General features: G+C 63.4%; 17 protein-coding genes and 1 tRNA gene. 7 read left to right on the top strand and 11 right to left on the bottom strand.

Annotation, left to right across the window (positions count from 1 at the left end; translation table 11 throughout):
- Positions 1 to 77 precede the first annotated feature (77 nt).
- The 3 genes from ACQY7X_RS11170 to ACQY7X_RS11160 are packed head-to-tail and all read right to left on the bottom strand — an operon-like array spanning position 78 to position 2,469.
- Entirely contained in the window at positions 78 to 746 is a 669-nt protein-coding gene (locus ACQY7X_RS11170; RefSeq protein ID WP_428249995.1) for a TetR family transcriptional regulator, read from the bottom strand.
- Positions 743 to 2,005: an amidase gene (locus tag ACQY7X_RS11165; RefSeq protein WP_428249994.1), complete on the bottom strand. Its 1,263-nt coding sequence runs from the start codon at positions 2,003 to 2,005 to the stop codon at positions 743 to 745. Before ACQY7X_RS11165 ends, ACQY7X_RS11170 begins: the two co-directional genes overlap by 4 nt.
- Positions 2,002 to 2,469 carry a RidA family protein gene (locus tag ACQY7X_RS11160; protein WP_428249993.1) on the bottom strand — a complete coding sequence of 156 codons (468 nt, stop codon included), beginning with the start codon at positions 2,467 to 2,469 and terminating at the stop codon, positions 2,002 to 2,004. The genes ACQY7X_RS11165 and ACQY7X_RS11160 overlap by 4 nt, the downstream gene beginning before the upstream one ends.
- Positions 2,470 to 2,771: 302 nt before the next feature.
- Between ACQY7X_RS11160 and ACQY7X_RS11155 the strand changes: the two genes are divergently transcribed.
- On the top strand, positions 2,772 to 4,238 hold the full coding sequence (locus ACQY7X_RS11155; protein WP_428249992.1) for a catalase: 1,467 nt from the start codon (positions 2,772 to 2,774) through the stop codon (positions 4,236 to 4,238).
- Between the two features lie 39 nt (positions 4,239 to 4,277).
- A complete protein-coding gene (locus ACQY7X_RS11150; protein WP_428249991.1) occupies positions 4,278 to 4,940 on the top strand; it encodes a hydrolase in 663 nt (220 codons plus the stop codon).
- Between the two features lie 285 nt (positions 4,941 to 5,225).
- Here ACQY7X_RS11150 and ACQY7X_RS11145 read toward each other — a convergent pair.
- A tRNA-Ser gene (locus tag ACQY7X_RS11145) sits at positions 5,226 to 5,316 on the bottom strand.
- Between the two features lie 96 nt (positions 5,317 to 5,412).
- Here ACQY7X_RS11145 and ACQY7X_RS11140 point away from each other — a divergent pair.
- Positions 5,413 to 5,736: a hypothetical protein gene (locus ACQY7X_RS11140; RefSeq protein WP_428249990.1), complete on the top strand. Its 324-nt coding sequence runs from the start codon at positions 5,413 to 5,415 to the stop codon at positions 5,734 to 5,736.
- A gap of 24 nt (positions 5,737 to 5,760) precedes the next feature.
- Here ACQY7X_RS11140 and lepA read toward each other — a convergent pair whose 3' ends face one another.
- Both lepA and ACQY7X_RS11130 read right to left on the bottom strand, forming a co-directional pair.
- A complete protein-coding gene (lepA, locus tag ACQY7X_RS11135; protein WP_428249989.1) occupies positions 5,761 to 7,566 on the bottom strand; it encodes a translation elongation factor 4 in 1,806 nt (601 codons plus the stop codon).
- Positions 7,567 to 7,571: 5 nt separating this feature from the next.
- Positions 7,572 to 8,000 (bottom strand): PaaI family thioesterase, encoded by a 429-nt coding sequence (locus ACQY7X_RS11130; RefSeq protein WP_428249988.1) that lies wholly within the window; start codon positions 7,998 to 8,000, stop codon positions 7,572 to 7,574.
- A gap of 239 nt (positions 8,001 to 8,239) precedes the next feature.
- Here ACQY7X_RS11130 and ACQY7X_RS11125 point away from each other — a divergent pair, with 239 nt between their 5' ends.
- Positions 8,240 to 9,406, top strand: coding sequence for an aromatic ring-hydroxylating oxygenase subunit alpha (locus ACQY7X_RS11125; RefSeq protein ID WP_428249987.1), 1,167 nt, complete (start codon positions 8,240 to 8,242; stop codon positions 9,404 to 9,406).
- Positions 9,407 to 9,544: 138 nt separating this feature from the next.
- On the opposite strand, the gene rsmD is transcribed toward ACQY7X_RS11125, so the two are convergent.
- The 5 genes from rsmD to ACQY7X_RS11100 are packed head-to-tail and all read right to left on the bottom strand — an operon-like array spanning position 9,545 to position 12,279.
- Positions 9,545 to 10,117 (bottom strand): 16S rRNA (guanine(966)-N(2))-methyltransferase RsmD, encoded by a 573-nt coding sequence (gene rsmD / locus ACQY7X_RS11120; protein ID WP_428249986.1) that lies wholly within the window; start codon positions 10,115 to 10,117, stop codon positions 9,545 to 9,547.
- Positions 10,117 to 10,944 (bottom strand): pseudouridine synthase, encoded by an 828-nt coding sequence (locus tag ACQY7X_RS11115; protein WP_428249985.1) that lies wholly within the window; start codon positions 10,942 to 10,944, stop codon positions 10,117 to 10,119. The genes rsmD and ACQY7X_RS11115 overlap by 1 nt, the downstream gene beginning before the upstream one ends.
- Positions 10,941 to 11,669 (bottom strand): gamma-glutamyl-gamma-aminobutyrate hydrolase family protein, encoded by a 729-nt coding sequence (locus ACQY7X_RS11110; protein ID WP_428249984.1) that lies wholly within the window; start codon positions 11,667 to 11,669, stop codon positions 10,941 to 10,943. Before ACQY7X_RS11110 ends, ACQY7X_RS11115 begins: the two co-directional genes overlap by 4 nt.
- 31 nt (positions 11,670 to 11,700) lie before the next feature.
- Positions 11,701 to 11,994, bottom strand: a complete 294-nt coding sequence (locus ACQY7X_RS11105; RefSeq protein WP_428249983.1) for a HigA family addiction module antitoxin — start codon at positions 11,992 to 11,994, stop codon at positions 11,701 to 11,703.
- Between the two features lie 9 nt (positions 11,995 to 12,003).
- Entirely contained in the window at positions 12,004 to 12,279 is a 276-nt protein-coding gene (locus tag ACQY7X_RS11100) for a type II toxin-antitoxin system RelE/ParE family toxin (RefSeq protein ID WP_428249982.1), read from the bottom strand.
- 85 nt (positions 12,280 to 12,364) lie between these two features.
- On the opposite strand from ACQY7X_RS11100, the gene ACQY7X_RS11095 reads away from it, so the two are divergent.
- From ACQY7X_RS11095 to ACQY7X_RS11085, 3 genes are all read left to right on the top strand, one after another.
- Positions 12,365 to 12,820 (top strand): nucleoside deaminase, encoded by a 456-nt coding sequence (locus tag ACQY7X_RS11095; protein WP_428249981.1) that lies wholly within the window; start codon positions 12,365 to 12,367, stop codon positions 12,818 to 12,820.
- A 110-nt stretch (positions 12,821 to 12,930) separates the two neighbouring features.
- The gene (locus ACQY7X_RS11090; RefSeq protein WP_428249980.1) at positions 12,931 to 14,136 is read left to right on the top strand and encodes an acyl-CoA dehydrogenase family protein; all 1,206 of its coding nucleotides are present in this window, start codon (positions 12,931 to 12,933) and stop codon (positions 14,134 to 14,136) included.
- A 62-nt stretch (positions 14,137 to 14,198) separates the two neighbouring features.
- Positions 14,199 to 15,296, top strand: coding sequence for a M14 family metallopeptidase (locus ACQY7X_RS11085; RefSeq protein ID WP_428249979.1), 1,098 nt, complete (start codon positions 14,199 to 14,201; stop codon positions 15,294 to 15,296).
- Positions 15,297 to 15,427 lie beyond the last annotated feature (131 nt).

Raw genomic sequence — 15,427 nt, 5'->3', positions numbered from 1 at the left:
CCTGGTCACAATTACCCGCAATAGTTGCCGCCCTTTGCCTTGCGACGGCAAAACCAGCCGGAAAACTGCACCGTCGTCTAGCGCGCCTTGAGACCGGCCATGACGAATTGGCTGACATGCAGCTTGCGCGCCGCCTGCCATGCCGCCGAACGGATATCGGCCTCGAAAGTCGCCGACAGCGTGTAGCCATTGTTCAAGTGATGGCAGCTCAGCGCCACGATGGTGACATAGAGCTGCAACGGATCGGTGCCGGAACAGAAAATGCCATCGGCTTCGCCACGGTGCAGCAACTGGCGCATGGTTTCGATCAGCGGCGATGACAGGACGGGAATCCGCTTCGAAACCTTGATGAACTTGCCCTTGTGCAGGTTCTCGGTGCTGGTCAGCCGCACGAAATGTGGATGCGCGGCAAAATGATCAACCGTGAATTCCACCAGCCGCTGCATCGCTTCCGCTGGCTTCATATGCTCCAGATCAAGCTGCTGTTCGGCGGTGCGGATTTCCTCATACACCGCTTCCAGTGCCGCTACATACAGGCCCTCTTTGTCCCGGAAATGGTGATAGATCATGCGCATGTTGCATTTCGCCCGCGCCACGATGGCGTCGACGCGAGCACCGCTGAAGCCGTGGCGCGAAAATTCCTCAATGGCGGCGTCCAGTATCTGCTGGCGCGTTCTGGCCGCATCCCGCTTGCCAACGCTCCGCGTCTTGCGCCGCTGGCGCACTTGCTTTTTCTGAACGGTCATCGCGCAGACAGCTGATAGGCCAGTGGCTCCAGTCGCTCGGCCAGCGCCATGAGCGCGTGATCCCTACCCGGTGCCGCCGCCAGCATGGTCGCCAGCGGCAGGCCATGGCGATCAAGCCCACCCGGCATCACCACCAGCGGCCCAAGCAGGGCAGTCCAGGGAATCAGGTAGGCCGCAGGGCCGGTAGTGGAAAAACCTTCCGGCGCTGATGCCGGCACCGGCAGAGTCAGGATCGCATCGCAGTCCGCAAGGGCGTGCCAGACATTGCCGCGCCATTCTGCCAGCCACGCACGCGCATCATCCAGTTCCGCCGCTGAAAGCCCCGCTCCCATCTGCAGCAATTCACGGATGCGCGGCCCGAGCATATCGGCCGCCGCATGATAGACGGCACCATGGGCGGCATAGGCTTCGCCAGCCATCACCCGTCGATGCTGCGCCACCACGGCATCGCGGTCAAACGGCGGATCGATTGCCACAGTTTCGCAATCAGTATGCTGCGCCACCAGTTGCGCCATGCGGTCCAGCAGCGCCAGGCTTTCCGCATCGGCTTCTGGATAGAAATGCCGGGATGGCAAGCCGATCCTAGGCTTTGCCACCAATGGCGGACGCGGCTGCCCAGTAAGCGCCTCCAGCACGAAGGCACAATCCGCCACGCGCTGTGCCATGAAGCCCAGCGTGTCGAAACTCGGCGCCAGCGGCACCACGCCATCGCGCGGGAAAAAGCCATGGCTCGGCTTCAGCGCCGCAACACCGCAATAGGCGGCGGGACGGCAGATCGATCCAGCCGTCTGCGTGCCGATGGCAACCGCAACCATGCCGGCAGCAACAGCGGCAGCGGAGCCGCTGCTCGATCCGCCGGGCGTGTGCCGCAGAGTCCAGGGGTTGACCGTGGCGGCGGGATCCATGGTGGCGTATTCCGTGGTCACGGTCTTGCCCAGCACGATGCCGCCGGCCGCGCGCAACTGGCCGACTAAGGCGGCATCGGTGGCGGCCACGGCAACATTCTGGCGCGTCCTGCTGCCAGCCAGGGTCTGGCAGCCGGCAAGATCAACAACATCCTTGACGCCGATAGTGACGCCGCGCAGCGGACCGGCTTTATCGGGTGCGGCATCCTGCTGCCGCGCCACGGCCATGGCGCCCTCGGTATCGACTGAAACCCAGGCCTTCACCTGGGGCTCGACTTCGGCGATACGCTGCACGGCCGTCTGCACCAGTTGCTGCGATGATGCGCTGCCCTTAGCCTCAGCAGATATGCTCATGGGCGAATCCTGAAGATGGCATCCACTTCCACCAGCGCCTGGCGCGGCAAGGTCGCGGCGCCGATGGCGGTGCGGGCATGCTTGCCGGCCTCGCCAAACAGGGCGACGAACAGATCGGACGCGCCATTGATCACGAACGGCACCTTGTCGAAATCCGGCGTGGCGTTGACGAAGCCGCGCACCATCAGGCAGGTGGTCACACGGTCAAGATCGCCCTCGCAGGCTGCATTCAGGCAGGCGAGCAGATTAAGCGCGCAGATGTGTGCGGCCTGCTGCGCCACTTCCGGCGAATGATCCGTCGGCACCTTGCCGGTCAGATGCGGTACATGGTCGATATCGTTGGTCTGGCCGGCAAGATAGACCACGCCGGCATCGACCCGATAGGGCAGGAAATTCGCCACCGGGCGCGGCACCTGCGGCAACACCAGACCCAGTTCGGTCAGGCGGGCGGCTATCTTTCCCATGCGCTGCTTTTCCCCATACGCTGTTTCGCTGTCGGAATGGATGGCTTGAAACACAGCGTAGCGGCGGAGAAGCAACCTCGCAACATAAGTAAGTGAATTATTACTTCCTATTCCAAACCAGATCATTTTTTAGGCGGATCGGATTGAATTAAGGCGAGGGCCATTTGGGGCGTGGCCACGAGCCATACCTTGATATAGGGCCTGGAACCTTTCGTCTGATTTCGCGCCATGCAGCATCGCCGCATTCTGCCTGCACCAGCGACCGATGCCGCTTCCAGAAATCCAACAGAGGGAACCCCATCATGGCCGACAGCACCAAGCCGCCGCATCTGACCCATGCCAACGGCGCCCCGGTTGCCGATAATTTCAATACCATGACCGCCGGCCCGCGCGGCCCGGCTTTGCTGCAGGATATCTGGCTGATCGAGAAGCTGGCGCATTTCGACCGCGAGGTGATCCCGGAGCGCCGCATGCATGCCAAGGGCTCCGGCGCCTATGGCAGCTTCACGGTGACCCAGGACATCACCCGCTACAGCAAGGCCAGGATATTCTCCGAGATCGGCAAGCAGACCGACCTGTTCGTGCGCTTCTCCACCGTTGCCGGCGAGCGCGGCGCTGCCGATGCCGAGCGCGATATCCGTGGCTTCGCGGTCAAGTTCTATACCGAGGAAGGCAACTGGGATCTGGTGGGCAACAACACGCCGGTCTTCTTCCTGCGCGATCCGCTGCGCTTCCCCGATCTGAACCATGCCGTGAAGCGCGATCCGCGCACCGGCATGCGCAGCGCCAATAACAACTGGGATTTCTGGACCCTGCTGCCCGAGGCACTGCATCAGGTGACCATCGTGATGAGCGACCGCGGCATCCCCCGGACCTACCGCCACATGCATGGCTTCGGCAGCCATACCTTCAGCTTCATCAACGCGGCAGGTGAGCGCTTCTGGGTCAAGTTCACGCTGAAAACCCATCAGGGCATCGAGACCCTGACTGATGCCGAATCCGCCGCCCTGATCGGCAATGACCGCGAAAGCCATCAGCGCGACCTGTATGGCAGCATCGAGGCCGGCGACTTCCCGCGCTGGACGCTCTATGTGCAGGTGATGCCGGAAGCCGAGGCCGGCAGTTATCGCCTCAATCCTTTCGATCTCACCAAAGTGTGGCCGCGCCAGGATTATCCGCTGATCGAGGTGGGTGTGCTGGAGCTGAACCGCAACCCGGAGAATGTTTTCGCCGAGGTGGAACAGGCCGCCTTCTCGCCAGCCAATATCGTGCCGGGCATCGGCTTTTCGCCGGACAAGATGCTGCAGGCCCGCCTGTTCTCCTATGGCGACACGCAGCGCTATCGCCTGGGCGTGAACTTCAGCAACATCCCGGTCAATGCACCGAAATGCCCATTCCACAGCTATCACCGCGATGGTGCCATGCGCACCGATGGCAACCAGGGCGCCCGCCTCGGCTATGTGCCGAACAGTTACAAGGAATGGCAGGACCAGCCGGCGCTGAATGAGAAGCCCCTGGCCGCCGGCGATGCCTGGCACTGGGATCATCGCCTGGATGAGGATTACTACAGCCAGCCGGGCGACCTGTTCCGGCTGATGACCCCGGCACAGCAGCAGGTGCTGTTCGAGAATACCGCCCGCGCCATGGGCGACGCCGCGCTGGAGATCAAGCAGCGCCATATCGGCAATTGCACCAAGGCCGATCCGGCCTATGGCGCCGGCGTGGCCAAGGCGCTCGGTTTGACCGTAACGGCCGCAGCGGCCGAGTAAACCTTCCTCCCCTCTCTCTCCGATCCAAGGAATCCCATCATGCTCACCGCCACCGCAAAGCCCGCGAAATCCCTGCTCAACGGCCCCGACCACACCCTCATCATGATCGACTTCCAGTCGCAGATGGCTTTCGCTACCAAATCGATCGACATCGTTGCCCTGCGCAATAACGCAGCCATGGTTGCCAAGGCGGCAGCCGGCTTCAAGGTGCCGACCATCCTGACCACGGCCGCCGAGAAAACCTTCTCCGGCCCGATGTTCAGCGAGATCACCGACGCCTTCCCAGGCCAGGCCCTGATCGACCGCACGACGATGAATACCTGGGAGGACGAAGCCGTGATCCGGGAGGTCAACCGCATCGGCAAGCAGCGGCTGGTATTCTCCGGTCTGTGGACCTCGGTCTGCATCGTCGACCCGGTGCTCTCGGCGCTGGAACAGGGCTTCGAGGTCTATGTGATCGCCGATGCCTGCGGTGATGTTTCCGGGGAGGCGCATGAGCGCGCCATGGCACGCATGGTGCAGGCCGGCGCCCGCCCGATGACCGCCCTGCAATACCTGCTGGAATTGCAGCGCGATTGGGCCCGCCTCGAAACCTACGACCTGACCACGGGCATCGCCAAGAAATATGGCGGTGCGTATGGGCTCGGCATCATCTACGCTAAAGTGGTACTTGGCGAGCAGGCCAAGGAGGCGGCTGAGTAAGCGAAGGTCATCAAGGGGGCGAAACCATGAAGCGTCTAAGGTTTGCGGGTGTGGTTTCGCTTGTGCTTCTTTGTGGTCTGCCCTCAGCGGCCATGGCACATGTGAAATGGTTCGCCCCCTATATCATCGACGCGCCGCCGGAGAAAGCTAGCCATTCAGCCAGCTATCGACACCCGAAATGACGCCCCGGAGCCCCGATCTCCGGGGCCGTATTGGCGCAAAGCGCGCGGAATGTTCGATGATTTGCCGCCCCGCGGAGAATCGGTTCTCCAGGGGGTGACTGCGTGGCGGATGGGGTGGGATTCGAACCCACGATACCCTTTTGGGGTATACGCACTTTCCAGGCGCGCGCCTTCGACCACTCGGCCACCCATCCAGCGCGGGCGGCACTATACTTAGGCTAGGCGAATTTGCAATTGTCCCGTCCCTGGCTTTAAGCTATTGGCCGATAGGGCTTTCTGCGGGGGTTACGATGTTTCTGGGGCGCTGGATCGGCTGGGTGCTGGTGGCCTTGAGCCTGATGGCACTGGGCGGCGATGCCTTGAACTGGCTGGAGACCGGCCAGGCCCGCCTGGGCGAACTGGGTGCCTTCTGGTACCAGCTCGATGCCGGCAGCCTCACCCTGCTGCAGGCCCTGATTGAACGCTACCTGCCAGCCTATATCTGGGACCCGGGCATGACCGGCCTGCTGCACCAGCCCGGTGCCATCGTGCTGGCCGCCATCGGCGTGGTGGCGATCTGGCTGTTCCGCAAGCCGGAGGCGAAGCAGCGCGCCCGCTTCGGCGCGCTCAGCTAGAGCAGAGTCCCACTCCAGCCCCGATCAGGGTTCCGGCATCTTGAGCGCGGCGATGAAGGCTTCCTGCGGGATTTCCACATTGCCGACATTGCGCATGCGCTTCTTGCCCTCTTTCTGCTTCTCCAGCAGCTTGCGCTTGCGGCTGATATCGCCGCCATAGCATTTCGCCAGCACGTCCTTGCGCAGGGCGGAAATGTCTTCGCGGGCAATGATGCGGCCGCCGATCGCCGCCTGGATGGCGATCTTGAACATCTGGCGCGGGATCAGTTCCTTCAGCCGTTCGCAGAGCTGACGGCCCCGCGTTTCAGCGCGCGCGGCATGCACGATGGTGGCCAGTGCATCCACCGGCTCGGCATTCACCAGGATCGACATCTTCACCAGATTGCCGGTCTCATACTCGTCCATGGCGTAGTCGAAGCTGGCATAGCCACGACTCACCGACTTGAGCCGGTCGTAGAAATCGAACACCACTTCGTTCAGCGGCAGGCGATAGACCACCATGGCGCGGTTGCCGGCATAGGTAAGCTGGATCTGGCGGCCACGCTTGTCCTCGCAGAGCTTGAGGATGCTGCCGAGATACTCGTCCGGCACCATGATAGTGGCCTTGATCCACGGCTCGTCGATATGGTCGATCTGGGTCGGATCGGGCATGTCGGCCGGGTTATGCACGTCTTCCACGGTGCCATCGATCCGATGCACCTTGTAGATCACGCTCGGCGCCGTGGTGATGAGATCGAGGTTGAATTCGCGCTCCAGGCGCTCCTGGATGATTTCCAGATGCAGCAGGCCGAGGAAACCGCAGCGGAAGCCGAAGCCGAGCGCCGCCGAGCTTTCCATCTCGAAATGGAAGCTGGCATCGTTCAGCCGCAGCTTGGCCAGGCTGTCGCGCAATTCGGTGAAGGACGAGGCATCCACCGGATAAAGGCCGCAGAACACCACCGGCACCGAAGGCTTGAAGCCCGGCAGAGCCGTCTGGGTCGCGCGCTTGTCCTCGGTGATCGTGTCGCCCACGTTGGTATCGGCCACTTCCTTGATCGCGGCGGTGAAGAAACCCATCTCGCCGGGGCCGAGTTCATCCATCAGCACGCGCTTGGGCGTGAATACGCCGACGCGCTCCACCGGATAGACCGCGCCGGTGGACATGAACTTGATCTTCTGGCCTTTGCGGATCGTGCCATCGACGACGCGGAACAGCACCACGACGCCGAGATAGGCATCGTACCAGCTATCCACCAGCAGCGCCTTCAGCGGCGCATCGCGGTCGCCCTTCGGCGCCGGCAGCCGCGTGACCAGGGCTTCCAGCACCTTGTCGATGCCCAGGCCGGTCTTGGCCGAGATTTCCACCGCGTCGGTGGCATCCAGGCCGATCACTTCCTCGATCTGCGCCTTGACGCGGTCGGGTTCCGCCGCCGGCAGATCGATCTTGTTCAGCACCGGCACGATTTCGTGGTTGGCATCAAGCGCCTGATACACATTGGCCAGGGTCTGCGCTTCCACGCCCTGGCTGGCATCCACCACCAGCAGCGAGCCTTCGCAGGCCGCCAGGCTGCGGCTGACTTCATAGGCGAAGTCGACATGGCCGGGCGTGTCCATCAGGTTCAGCACATAGGTCTTGCCGTCCTTTGCCTGATAGTTCAAGCGCACGGTCTGTGCCTTGATGGTGATGCCGCGCTCCTTCTCGATATCCATGCTGTCGAGAATCTGCTCGGTCATCTCGCGCTTCTCCAGCGCGCCGCAGGTTTCGATCAGGCGGTCGGCAAGGGTCGACTTGCCGTGATCGATATGGGCGATGATCGAGAAGTTGCGGATCAGGGAAAGGTCGGTGGCCAAGGTGCTTATCCAAACAGGCGGCGGATATCGCCATGCGGCGTATCCTGCGACGGAATCTTCATGATGCCATTGGCGCGCAGGCAGGGCACGCCATCGGCGGTGATCAGGCTGTCGACGAAACCCATGTTGCGGGTCAGGCGCACCAGGCGGCCCTTGCCCTCGACCCAGGCGCCCAGCGGCGCCGGGGCGGCGAAGTCACCGGTCAACTGGATTGTCGGAATGAACTTGCGGCCGCCAGCGGCAATGCCCGCCGTGAAGCCCAGCAGCATGTCGGCGAAGGTCATCATCATGCCGCCATGGCAGATCTGGCCCGGATTGATATGCCGTTCTTCCACCCGGAAGCCCATCACCGGCATGCCGTCATCGGGATCGAGCCGGCCCCAGAGCGGGCCGTTCACCGCCATGAAGCCGACCTCCAGGGCGAGTTTTTTCATGCCGGCGGGAACTGCCTCGGAAACCATGGATTCCGGGGCAATGGGTTGAGGCTTTGTCATGGCGCGGGTTTTAGCACCCAAGCGTGGCCTGGGCAATGAAAGCCGGTTGCGGCCGCGAAATGCCGCTAACCACTTGACGTAACGTCAGTTTTGGCAATTCCGCTTGCATTTTCGGGCCATCGTGCTTCCCTGGGGGATAAGAAAGGCTCCATCCAGCGGGCCACAGGGAGGATTTCAGGGTGCGGCATCCGGCGCATCTGGCGCAATTCCGGCGCCTGCTGAACGGCCTTGCCGCCGAGCGGGCCGAGAAGCTGGCGCGCCCGTTCCATATCGCACCCGAGGTCTACTACGATCCCGTCCGCGCCACGCTGGAGCAGGAGCGGCTGTTCCGGCGCATGCCCCTGGTGCTGGGGCATGAAAGCACCCTGCCCAAGCCCGGCGACACCCTGACCCTGGATATCATCGACCGCCCCTTGCTGCTGCTGCGTGGCCGCGACGGGCAGCTTCGCGGCTTCCTCAATGCCTGTCGCCATCGCGGCGTGCGGCTTACCGATTGCCCTGAGCCGACGCGCAAATCATCCCTGGTCTGCCCGTATCACAACTGGACCTATGATCTGGATGGCAGGGTGAAGCACATCCCCTGCCTGGACACTTTCCCCGGCCTGGATCCAGCGCAGCATGGCCTGACGCCGTTTCCGCTGGAGGTGCGCCACGGCCTGATCTGGGGCATCCCCCAGGCTGGTGACGCCGACGATATGGATTTGAGCAGCTTCCTCTCCGGCCTCGGCGAAGACCTGGATGTATTCGGCTTCAAGGCCATGCATGGCTTTGCCCGCGCGGTGACGCGGCGCAAGACCAACTGGAAGCTGATCATGGATGCCTTCCTGGAAAGCTACCATGTGGTGCGGCTGCATCACAAAACCGTCGGGCCGTTCTTCCAGGATGGCGCCGCGATCCTGGACCGCGTCGGCCGCCATATCCGCTCCATCGTGGCACGGCAGGAATTCGGCGAGATCGCCCATCTGCCGGAAAGCGACTGGGATGCACGGCGCCATGTCAGCTTCGCCTATGTGATCTATCCCAACACCGTGCTGGTGCTGCATCCCGATTACACCAGCATCCTGACGATGTATCCGGCTGGCACGGACGAAACCGATTTCGTGCATACGATGCTCACCCCGCACCCGCCACGCAACGACAAGGAGCGCGACCATTGGCAGCGTTCCTTCGCACTGATCGAAGGCGGCGTGTTCCAGGCGGAAGACCTGTGGATTTCCGAGCGCATCCAGGCTTCCCTGCGCTCCGGCGCCAACCGGCATTTCACCTTCGGTCAGCTCGAATACGGCATCAAGGTATTCCACGAGCAGCTCGATGCCGATCTGGGTACAAAGTCGGTGGAAGATTAGGCGTATCGCATGCCACGTCACCCTCGCGCCGGCCCTTCGGGACTGTGCGCCCACGAACGCCTGTAGCGTTCGCGCGCTTACAGGGTCTCATTTCACTTGCGAGGCAATGGGATGCCCGCCTTCGCGGGCATGACGAAGCTAGGGCTGCTTCCGCAGGAATGTCAGCCGCGCCGGACCTTGCTGGCGTTCTTCCAGCAGATCGAAACCATCCGGCACCGCGAAAGCGCCCTTGGCATCGGTCTCGATGATCGCCAGCGCCTGTGGCTTCAGCCAGCCTTCGCGGTCCAGGCCCTGCAATACTGGCGTGCCAAGCCCTGAACGATAGGGTGGGTCGAGGAAGACGATATCCACCGGCGCCACGGCGTGGCCTGGCTGGCGCGCATCGGCGGCACGCAGGGTGATACGTTCGGCGAGGTTCAGATCAGAGGCATTGCGCAGGATGCAGCGCCGCGCCGCCGCATCGATCTCGAACAGATAGGCATGCAGCGCGCCGCGCGACAGCGCCTCAAAACTCAGAGCACCGCTGCCGGCGAAAGCATCCAGCACGATGCCGCCATCCAGCCGGGTCTTGCCCTCGTCAGTGAGCAAGGCGGGAGAATGCAGCAGCATGTTGAACAGCGATTCACGCACGCGGTCGGTGGTCGGGCGCGTGCTCTGCTCCGCTGGCGCATGCAGCGCGCGGCCGCGATGGCTGCCGCCGACTATGCGCATCAGCCGGGCTTTTTGGAGCGGTCTTGGCCGCGATCCTGACCCGTGCGCGGACGCTTCGCCGGCTTCTCGCCAAGCTGCTCGGCCAGCACCTTGCCGGCCACTTCGCGCACTTCGCCTTCCACCAGGTTGCCGAGCTGGAACGGGCCATAGGCAACGCGGATCAGGCGGCTGACCGGATAGCCGAGATGCTCCAGCACACGGCGGATTTCGCGGTTCTTGCCTTCGCGCAGGCCGATGATCAGCCAGGCATTATCGCCCTTCTGGCGCTCGATGCTGGCCTGGATCGGGCCATATTCGACGCCATCGATGGTGATGCCATTGGCCACCCGTGCCAACAGCGCCTCCACCACCTGGCCATGCACGCGCACGCGGTAGCGCCGCAGCCAGCCCTGGCTCGGCAATTCCAGCTTGCGCGCCAGGGCGCCATCATTGGTCAGCAGCAGCAGGCCTTCGGAATTGAAATCGAGCCGACCGACCGAGATGACGCGCGGCATGTCCTCGGGCAGTTGCTCGAACACCGTCGGGCGGCCCTGCGGATCACGATGCGTGGTCATCAGGCCGCGCTTCTTGTGCAGCAGCCACAGCCGCGTGCGTTCCGGCCCCCCCACCGGCTGGCCATCCACCACGATGCGGTCGGCAGCAGTCACCACCACCGCCGGCGTGGTCAGCAGCTTGCCGTTCAGCATCACACGGCCTTCGACGATCCAGCGTTCGGCATCGCGGCGCGAACACAGGCCGGCGCGCGCCAGCCGCTTGGCGATGCGTTCACCCTCTTTGGCACCGTCCTTGGCCTCGGCTTTGGCAGCGTTTTTGGTCTTGTCGGTCATGATTTTGCCGCCGCAGCGATGAAGGCGGCATAGAGCGCGCGGTCGCCTTCCGAGATGAAGAATTCCGGGTGCCATTGCACGCCGATGCAGAAACGGTAGCCGGCATGCTCGATGCCTTCGATCACACCATCGGAGGCGCGTGCATTGATGGCGGCACCATGCGCCACCTGCTGCACCGCCTGGTGATGCGCCGAATTCACCGGCAGCGCATCCCGGCCAACAATCGCCTGCAACCTTGTGCCGGGGGTGATCGCCACATCATGGCCGGCCTCGTTGCGCGGATTGGGCTGTTCATGCGCCAGGGCGTTCGGCACCGCATCGGGGATATGCTGGATCAGCGTGCCGCCCAGCACCACGTTGAGCAATTGCTGCCCGCCGCAGATGCCGAGCACCGGCTTGTCCGCCGCCAGCATGCCCTTAACCATAGCCCATTCGAATTGCGTGCGCGCGTCCTTGGTGGTGACGGTGGCATGCTTGGCGCCGCCGCCGAACAGCGCCGGATCGACGTCGAAAGCGCCGCCGGTGACGATCAGGCCATCCAGCAATTCGACATAGCGCGCGGCTGCCGTCGGCTCATGCGGCAGCACCAGCGGCACGCCGCCGGATTCGGTCACCGCCGAGCAGTAATTCTGCCGCAGCGCATACCACGGGAACTTGGAATAGCCGCCGGGCTGCTCGGAATCGAGCGTCAGGCCGATCAGGGGGGCTTTGGCTTGGCTGGTCATGGCGCGGTTATAGGCCCGAGGCGACAGCGGCTCAAGCGGCGTGGGGCCGCACATCGCGATCAATGGCGCCTTGCAGCTTAGCCTGGGCCACGGAAAGGTCGTAAGCGCTCTGCAAGTTCATCCAGAAATGCGGCGTGGTGTTGAAATAGCGCGCCAGACGCATGGCGGTATCGGCGGTCACCGCGCGGGGATTCTGCTTGCGGATGATGGCGCCGATGCGGTTGGCCGGCACACGCAACGCCAGCGCCAGGGCATTGGCGCTCAAATCGAGCGGCAACATGAATTCCTCACGCAGAATTTCGCCGGGATGGGTGGTGATGCGCACGCTGGCCTCCTAATGATAATCGACGATTTCTACATCCTCGGCGCCATCGCGCCAGATGAAGCAGATCCGCCACTGATCGTTGATCCTGATACTATGCTGGCCACGCCGACTGCCCTTCAATGCCTCCAGCCGGTTGCCTGGCGGCTGCCGCAAATCATTCAGGGCCTGGGCCGCATTCAGCATATCCAGCCGCCGGTAAGCCACGGCACGAATGATTTCGAAGCGGCGGGTCTTCAAACCCTCGAACAGCGCTTTGGTTTCCTTGCAGCGGAAACTTTTGATCATACCTCAATATATTACGTCTCACGTAATATGCAAGATGTAATAATCCCCGCTTGACGCCCCCGGCGCGCTGCCGCAGGTTGGCGCCATGAAACAAGCTTCCGGCTATATGGATCTGGCGCTGGCCGAGGCGCGCGCCGCAGCCTTGCGCGGCGAGGTGCCGGTGGGCGCCGTGCTGGTGGATGGCGCGACGGGCCAGGTGGTGGCCCAGGCCGGCAACGAGACCCGGGCCGGCAACGACCCCACCGCCCATGCCGAGATACTGGCGATCCGCCGCGCCGCCGCCGCCTTGGGCCAGGAGCGGCTGATGGGCTGTGACCTCTATGTGACGCTGGAGCCCTGCCCTATGTGCGCTGCAGCAATTTCCTTCGCGCGGCTGCGGCGGCTGTATTACGGCGCCGATGATCCCAAGGGCGGCGCGGTGGAAAACGGCGTGCGCTTCTACGCCCAGGCCACCTGCCACCATCGCCCGGAAGTCTATGCCGGGCTGGCAGCGGAAGATTCCGCCGCCCTGCTGCGCGACTTCTTTTCCGCCCGTCGCTGATCCCCCCTGATTTTTCGGCCACCCGGCTGACCCTATCCGCCTCCCCTGCGCGGGACTAAACTCGGTCCGTCAACCGTTATCGGCTAACTATCGAACAAGGACCTACAGCAATGGATTTTGATTTCTCCGACCGCGTGAAAGACCTGCAGGAGCAGGTCTCCCGCTTCATGGACCAGCATATCTATCCGAGCGAGGACCGCTTCTTCGCGGAAATCGCCGAGGGCGACCGCTGGGAACCGACCAAGGTGGTGGAAGAACTGAAGGCCAAGGCCAAGGCGCAGGGCCTGTGGAACCTGTTCCTGCCCGACAGCCATCACGGCGCCGGCCTCAAGAACCATGAATACGCCACTCTGTGCGAAATCATGGGCCGTTCCTTCCTGGCGCCGGAAGTATTCAACTGCTCGGCGCCGGATACCGGCAACATGGAGACCATCGAGCGGTATGGCACCGAGGAGCACAAGAAGCAGTGGCTGGAGCCGCTGCTGGCGGGCGAAATCCGCTCCGCCTTCGCCATGACCGAGCCGGCGGTGGCCTCGTCGGATGCCACCAACATCGAGTCCGAGATCAAGCGCGACGGCGATCATTATGTGATCAATGGCCGCAAGTGGTGGACGTCGGGTATCGGCGACCCGCGCTGCAAGATCATCATCTTCATGGGCAAGACCGACGCCAACAACCCGAACAAGTATCTGCAGCAGAGCATGGTGCTGGTGCCGCGCGACACGCCCGGCGTGAAGGTGCTGCGCATGCTGCCGGTATTCGGCTATGACGATGCGCCGCATGGCCATGGCGAAGTGGTGTTCGAGAATGTCCGCGTGCCGGTGAGCAACATGATGCTCGGCGAAGGCCGTGGCTTCGAGATTGCTCAAGGCCGCCTCGGCCCGGGCCGCATCCACCATTGCATGCGTCTGATCGGCCTGGCCGAGCGCAGCCTGGAAAAGATGTGCAAGCGCGCCAAGAGCCGCGTTGCCTTCGGCAAGCCGGTATCGGAGCAGACGGTGACGCTGGAACGCATTGCCGAATCACGCATCCTGATCGACCAGGCCCGCTTCCTGACGCTGCACGCAGCCTGGAAGATGGACATGGTGGGCAACAAGGCGGCACGCAAGGAAATCGCCATGATCAAGGTGGCGGCGCCGAACATGGCCTGCCAGGTGATCGACTGGGCGATGCAGGTGCATGGCGCGTCTGGCGTTTCCGACGACCAGCGGCTGGCCTATTCCTACGCCCAGGCGCGCACGCTGCGCTTCGCCGATGGCCCGGACGAGGTGCATCGCAACCAGATCGGTCGCCTTGAGCTGCAGCGCTGGAACTAGGCAGAAGTTAAGGACCGGAAACGGTCGAGTATAAAAGACACAACAAAAAAGAGCGTCTCCCCATGACTGTTTCCGATCACTTCTCTGCCACCTATGCCGAGGCGCGGGAGAAATTCCGCGCCGCGGCCCGGGCCGCCGGCGCCACGCTGACGGCTTATGAAAATCCCAAGGCGCACACACCCGATGGCGCACCGCTGACCACCGATGTCGCCTGCCTCGGCCCGGCCGATGCCAAGCGCGTCTACCTCACCATCTCCGGCACCCACGGCGCCGAAGGCTTCTGCGGCTCGGGCTGCCAGATCGGCTTTTTCAACGAGCGCATCTATGAAGCCGCGCCGGCCGACACCAAGATCGTGATGATCCACGCCATCAATCCCTACGGCTTTGCCTGGATCCGCCGGGTGACCGAGGACAACGTGGACCTCAACCGCAATTTCCAGGATTTCGCCAAGCCGCTGCCGAACAATGCCGCCTACAAGGACGTGCATGACTGGCTGATCCCGGCCGACTGGGACGGCCCGGCCAAGGCCGCCGCCGACAAGGCGATCCTCGACTATCAGCAGAAGCACGGCCTGCGCGCCTATCAGGCCGCCGTCACCGGCGGGCAATACAGCCATGGCGATGGCCTGTTCTTCGGCGGCGGCCAGGCCACCTGGTCGAACACCACGCTGCGCCGCATCCTCATGGAGCATGTGCCTGCAAACGCGCTGAAGCTCGCCAGCATCGATTACCATACCGGCCTTGGGCCGATGGGCTATGGCGAACCGATCTATGTCGGCCCGGTGATGCTCGGCAGCATGCGCGGCGTCGACAAGGCCAAGGCATGGTACGGTCCGTCCGTCACCGATCCGAATGATGGCAGCTCGACCTCGGCCAAGGTGACCGGCACGGTGCCGGAAGCCTTCCTCGATCTGCCGCCCAGCATCGAAGTGGTGTCGGTGGCGCTGGAATACGGCACCAAGCCGGTGCCGGAAGTGCTGAACGCGCTGCGCGCCGATCATTGGCTGCATGCGCGCGGCGACCTCAATTCGCCGCTCGGCCAGCAGCTCAAGCGCCAGATGCGCGATGCCTTCTATGTCGATACCGCGCCCTGGAAGGCCGCCATCTTCGGCCGCGCCGCCGATTTCGCGCTGCGCTCGTTCCACGGCCTGGCGGAATAGGTAGGCACCGGCTTCGTTCTGTCACCCTCGCGCCGGCCCTTCGGGCCTGTGCGCCCACGAACGCCTTTGGCGTTCGCGCGCTTACAGAGGGTCCCATTTTCCTTCACTGTAATAATGGGATGCCCGCTTTC

It is taken from the genome of Ferrovibrio sp., from assembly GCF_965278975.1.
Lineage (GTDB): Bacteria > Pseudomonadota > Alphaproteobacteria > Ferrovibrionales > Ferrovibrionaceae > Ferrovibrio.
The sequence above is the reverse complement of the archived record's forward strand: the minus strand, read 5'-3'. Positions and strand labels throughout refer to the sequence as shown.

Excerpts from the sequence above, each read along its gene's own strand:
- ACQY7X_RS11140 (WP_428249990.1), top strand. The coding sequence starts at position 5,413 with ATGTTTCTGGGGCGCTGGATCGGCTGGGTGCTGGTGGCCTTGAGCCTG.
- ACQY7X_RS11115 (WP_428249985.1), bottom strand. The coding sequence starts at position 10,944 with ATGACCGACAAGACCAAAAACGCTGCCAAAGCCGAGGCCAAGGACGGT.
- ACQY7X_RS11150 (WP_428249991.1), top strand. The coding sequence starts at position 4,278 with ATGCTCACCGCCACCGCAAAGCCCGCGAAATCCCTGCTCAACGGCCCC.
- ACQY7X_RS11100 (WP_428249982.1), bottom strand. The coding sequence starts at position 12,279 with ATGATCAAAAGTTTCCGCTGCAAGGAAACCAAAGCGCTGTTCGAGGGT.
- ACQY7X_RS11130 (WP_428249988.1), bottom strand. The coding sequence starts at position 8,000 with ATGAAAAAACTCGCCCTGGAGGTCGGCTTCATGGCGGTGAACGGCCCG.
- ACQY7X_RS11160 (WP_428249993.1), bottom strand. The coding sequence starts at position 2,469 with ATGGGAAAGATAGCCGCCCGCCTGACCGAACTGGGTCTGGTGTTGCCG.
- ACQY7X_RS11090 (WP_428249980.1), top strand. The coding sequence starts at position 12,931 with ATGGATTTTGATTTCTCCGACCGCGTGAAAGACCTGCAGGAGCAGGTC.
- ACQY7X_RS11095 (WP_428249981.1), top strand. The coding sequence starts at position 12,365 with ATGAAACAAGCTTCCGGCTATATGGATCTGGCGCTGGCCGAGGCGCGC.
- rsmD (WP_428249986.1), bottom strand. The coding sequence starts at position 10,117 with ATGCGCATAGTCGGCGGCAGCCATCGCGGCCGCGCGCTGCATGCGCCA.
- ACQY7X_RS11085 (WP_428249979.1), top strand. The coding sequence starts at position 14,199 with ATGACTGTTTCCGATCACTTCTCTGCCACCTATGCCGAGGCGCGGGAG.
- ACQY7X_RS11170 (WP_428249995.1), bottom strand. The coding sequence starts at position 746 with ATGACCGTTCAGAAAAAGCAAGTGCGCCAGCGGCGCAAGACGCGGAGC.
- ACQY7X_RS11155 (WP_428249992.1), top strand. The coding sequence starts at position 2,772 with ATGGCCGACAGCACCAAGCCGCCGCATCTGACCCATGCCAACGGCGCC.
- ACQY7X_RS11165 (WP_428249994.1), bottom strand. The coding sequence starts at position 2,005 with ATGAGCATATCTGCTGAGGCTAAGGGCAGCGCATCATCGCAGCAACTG.
- ACQY7X_RS11110 (WP_428249984.1), bottom strand. The coding sequence starts at position 11,669 with ATGACCAGCCAAGCCAAAGCCCCCCTGATCGGCCTGACGCTCGATTCC.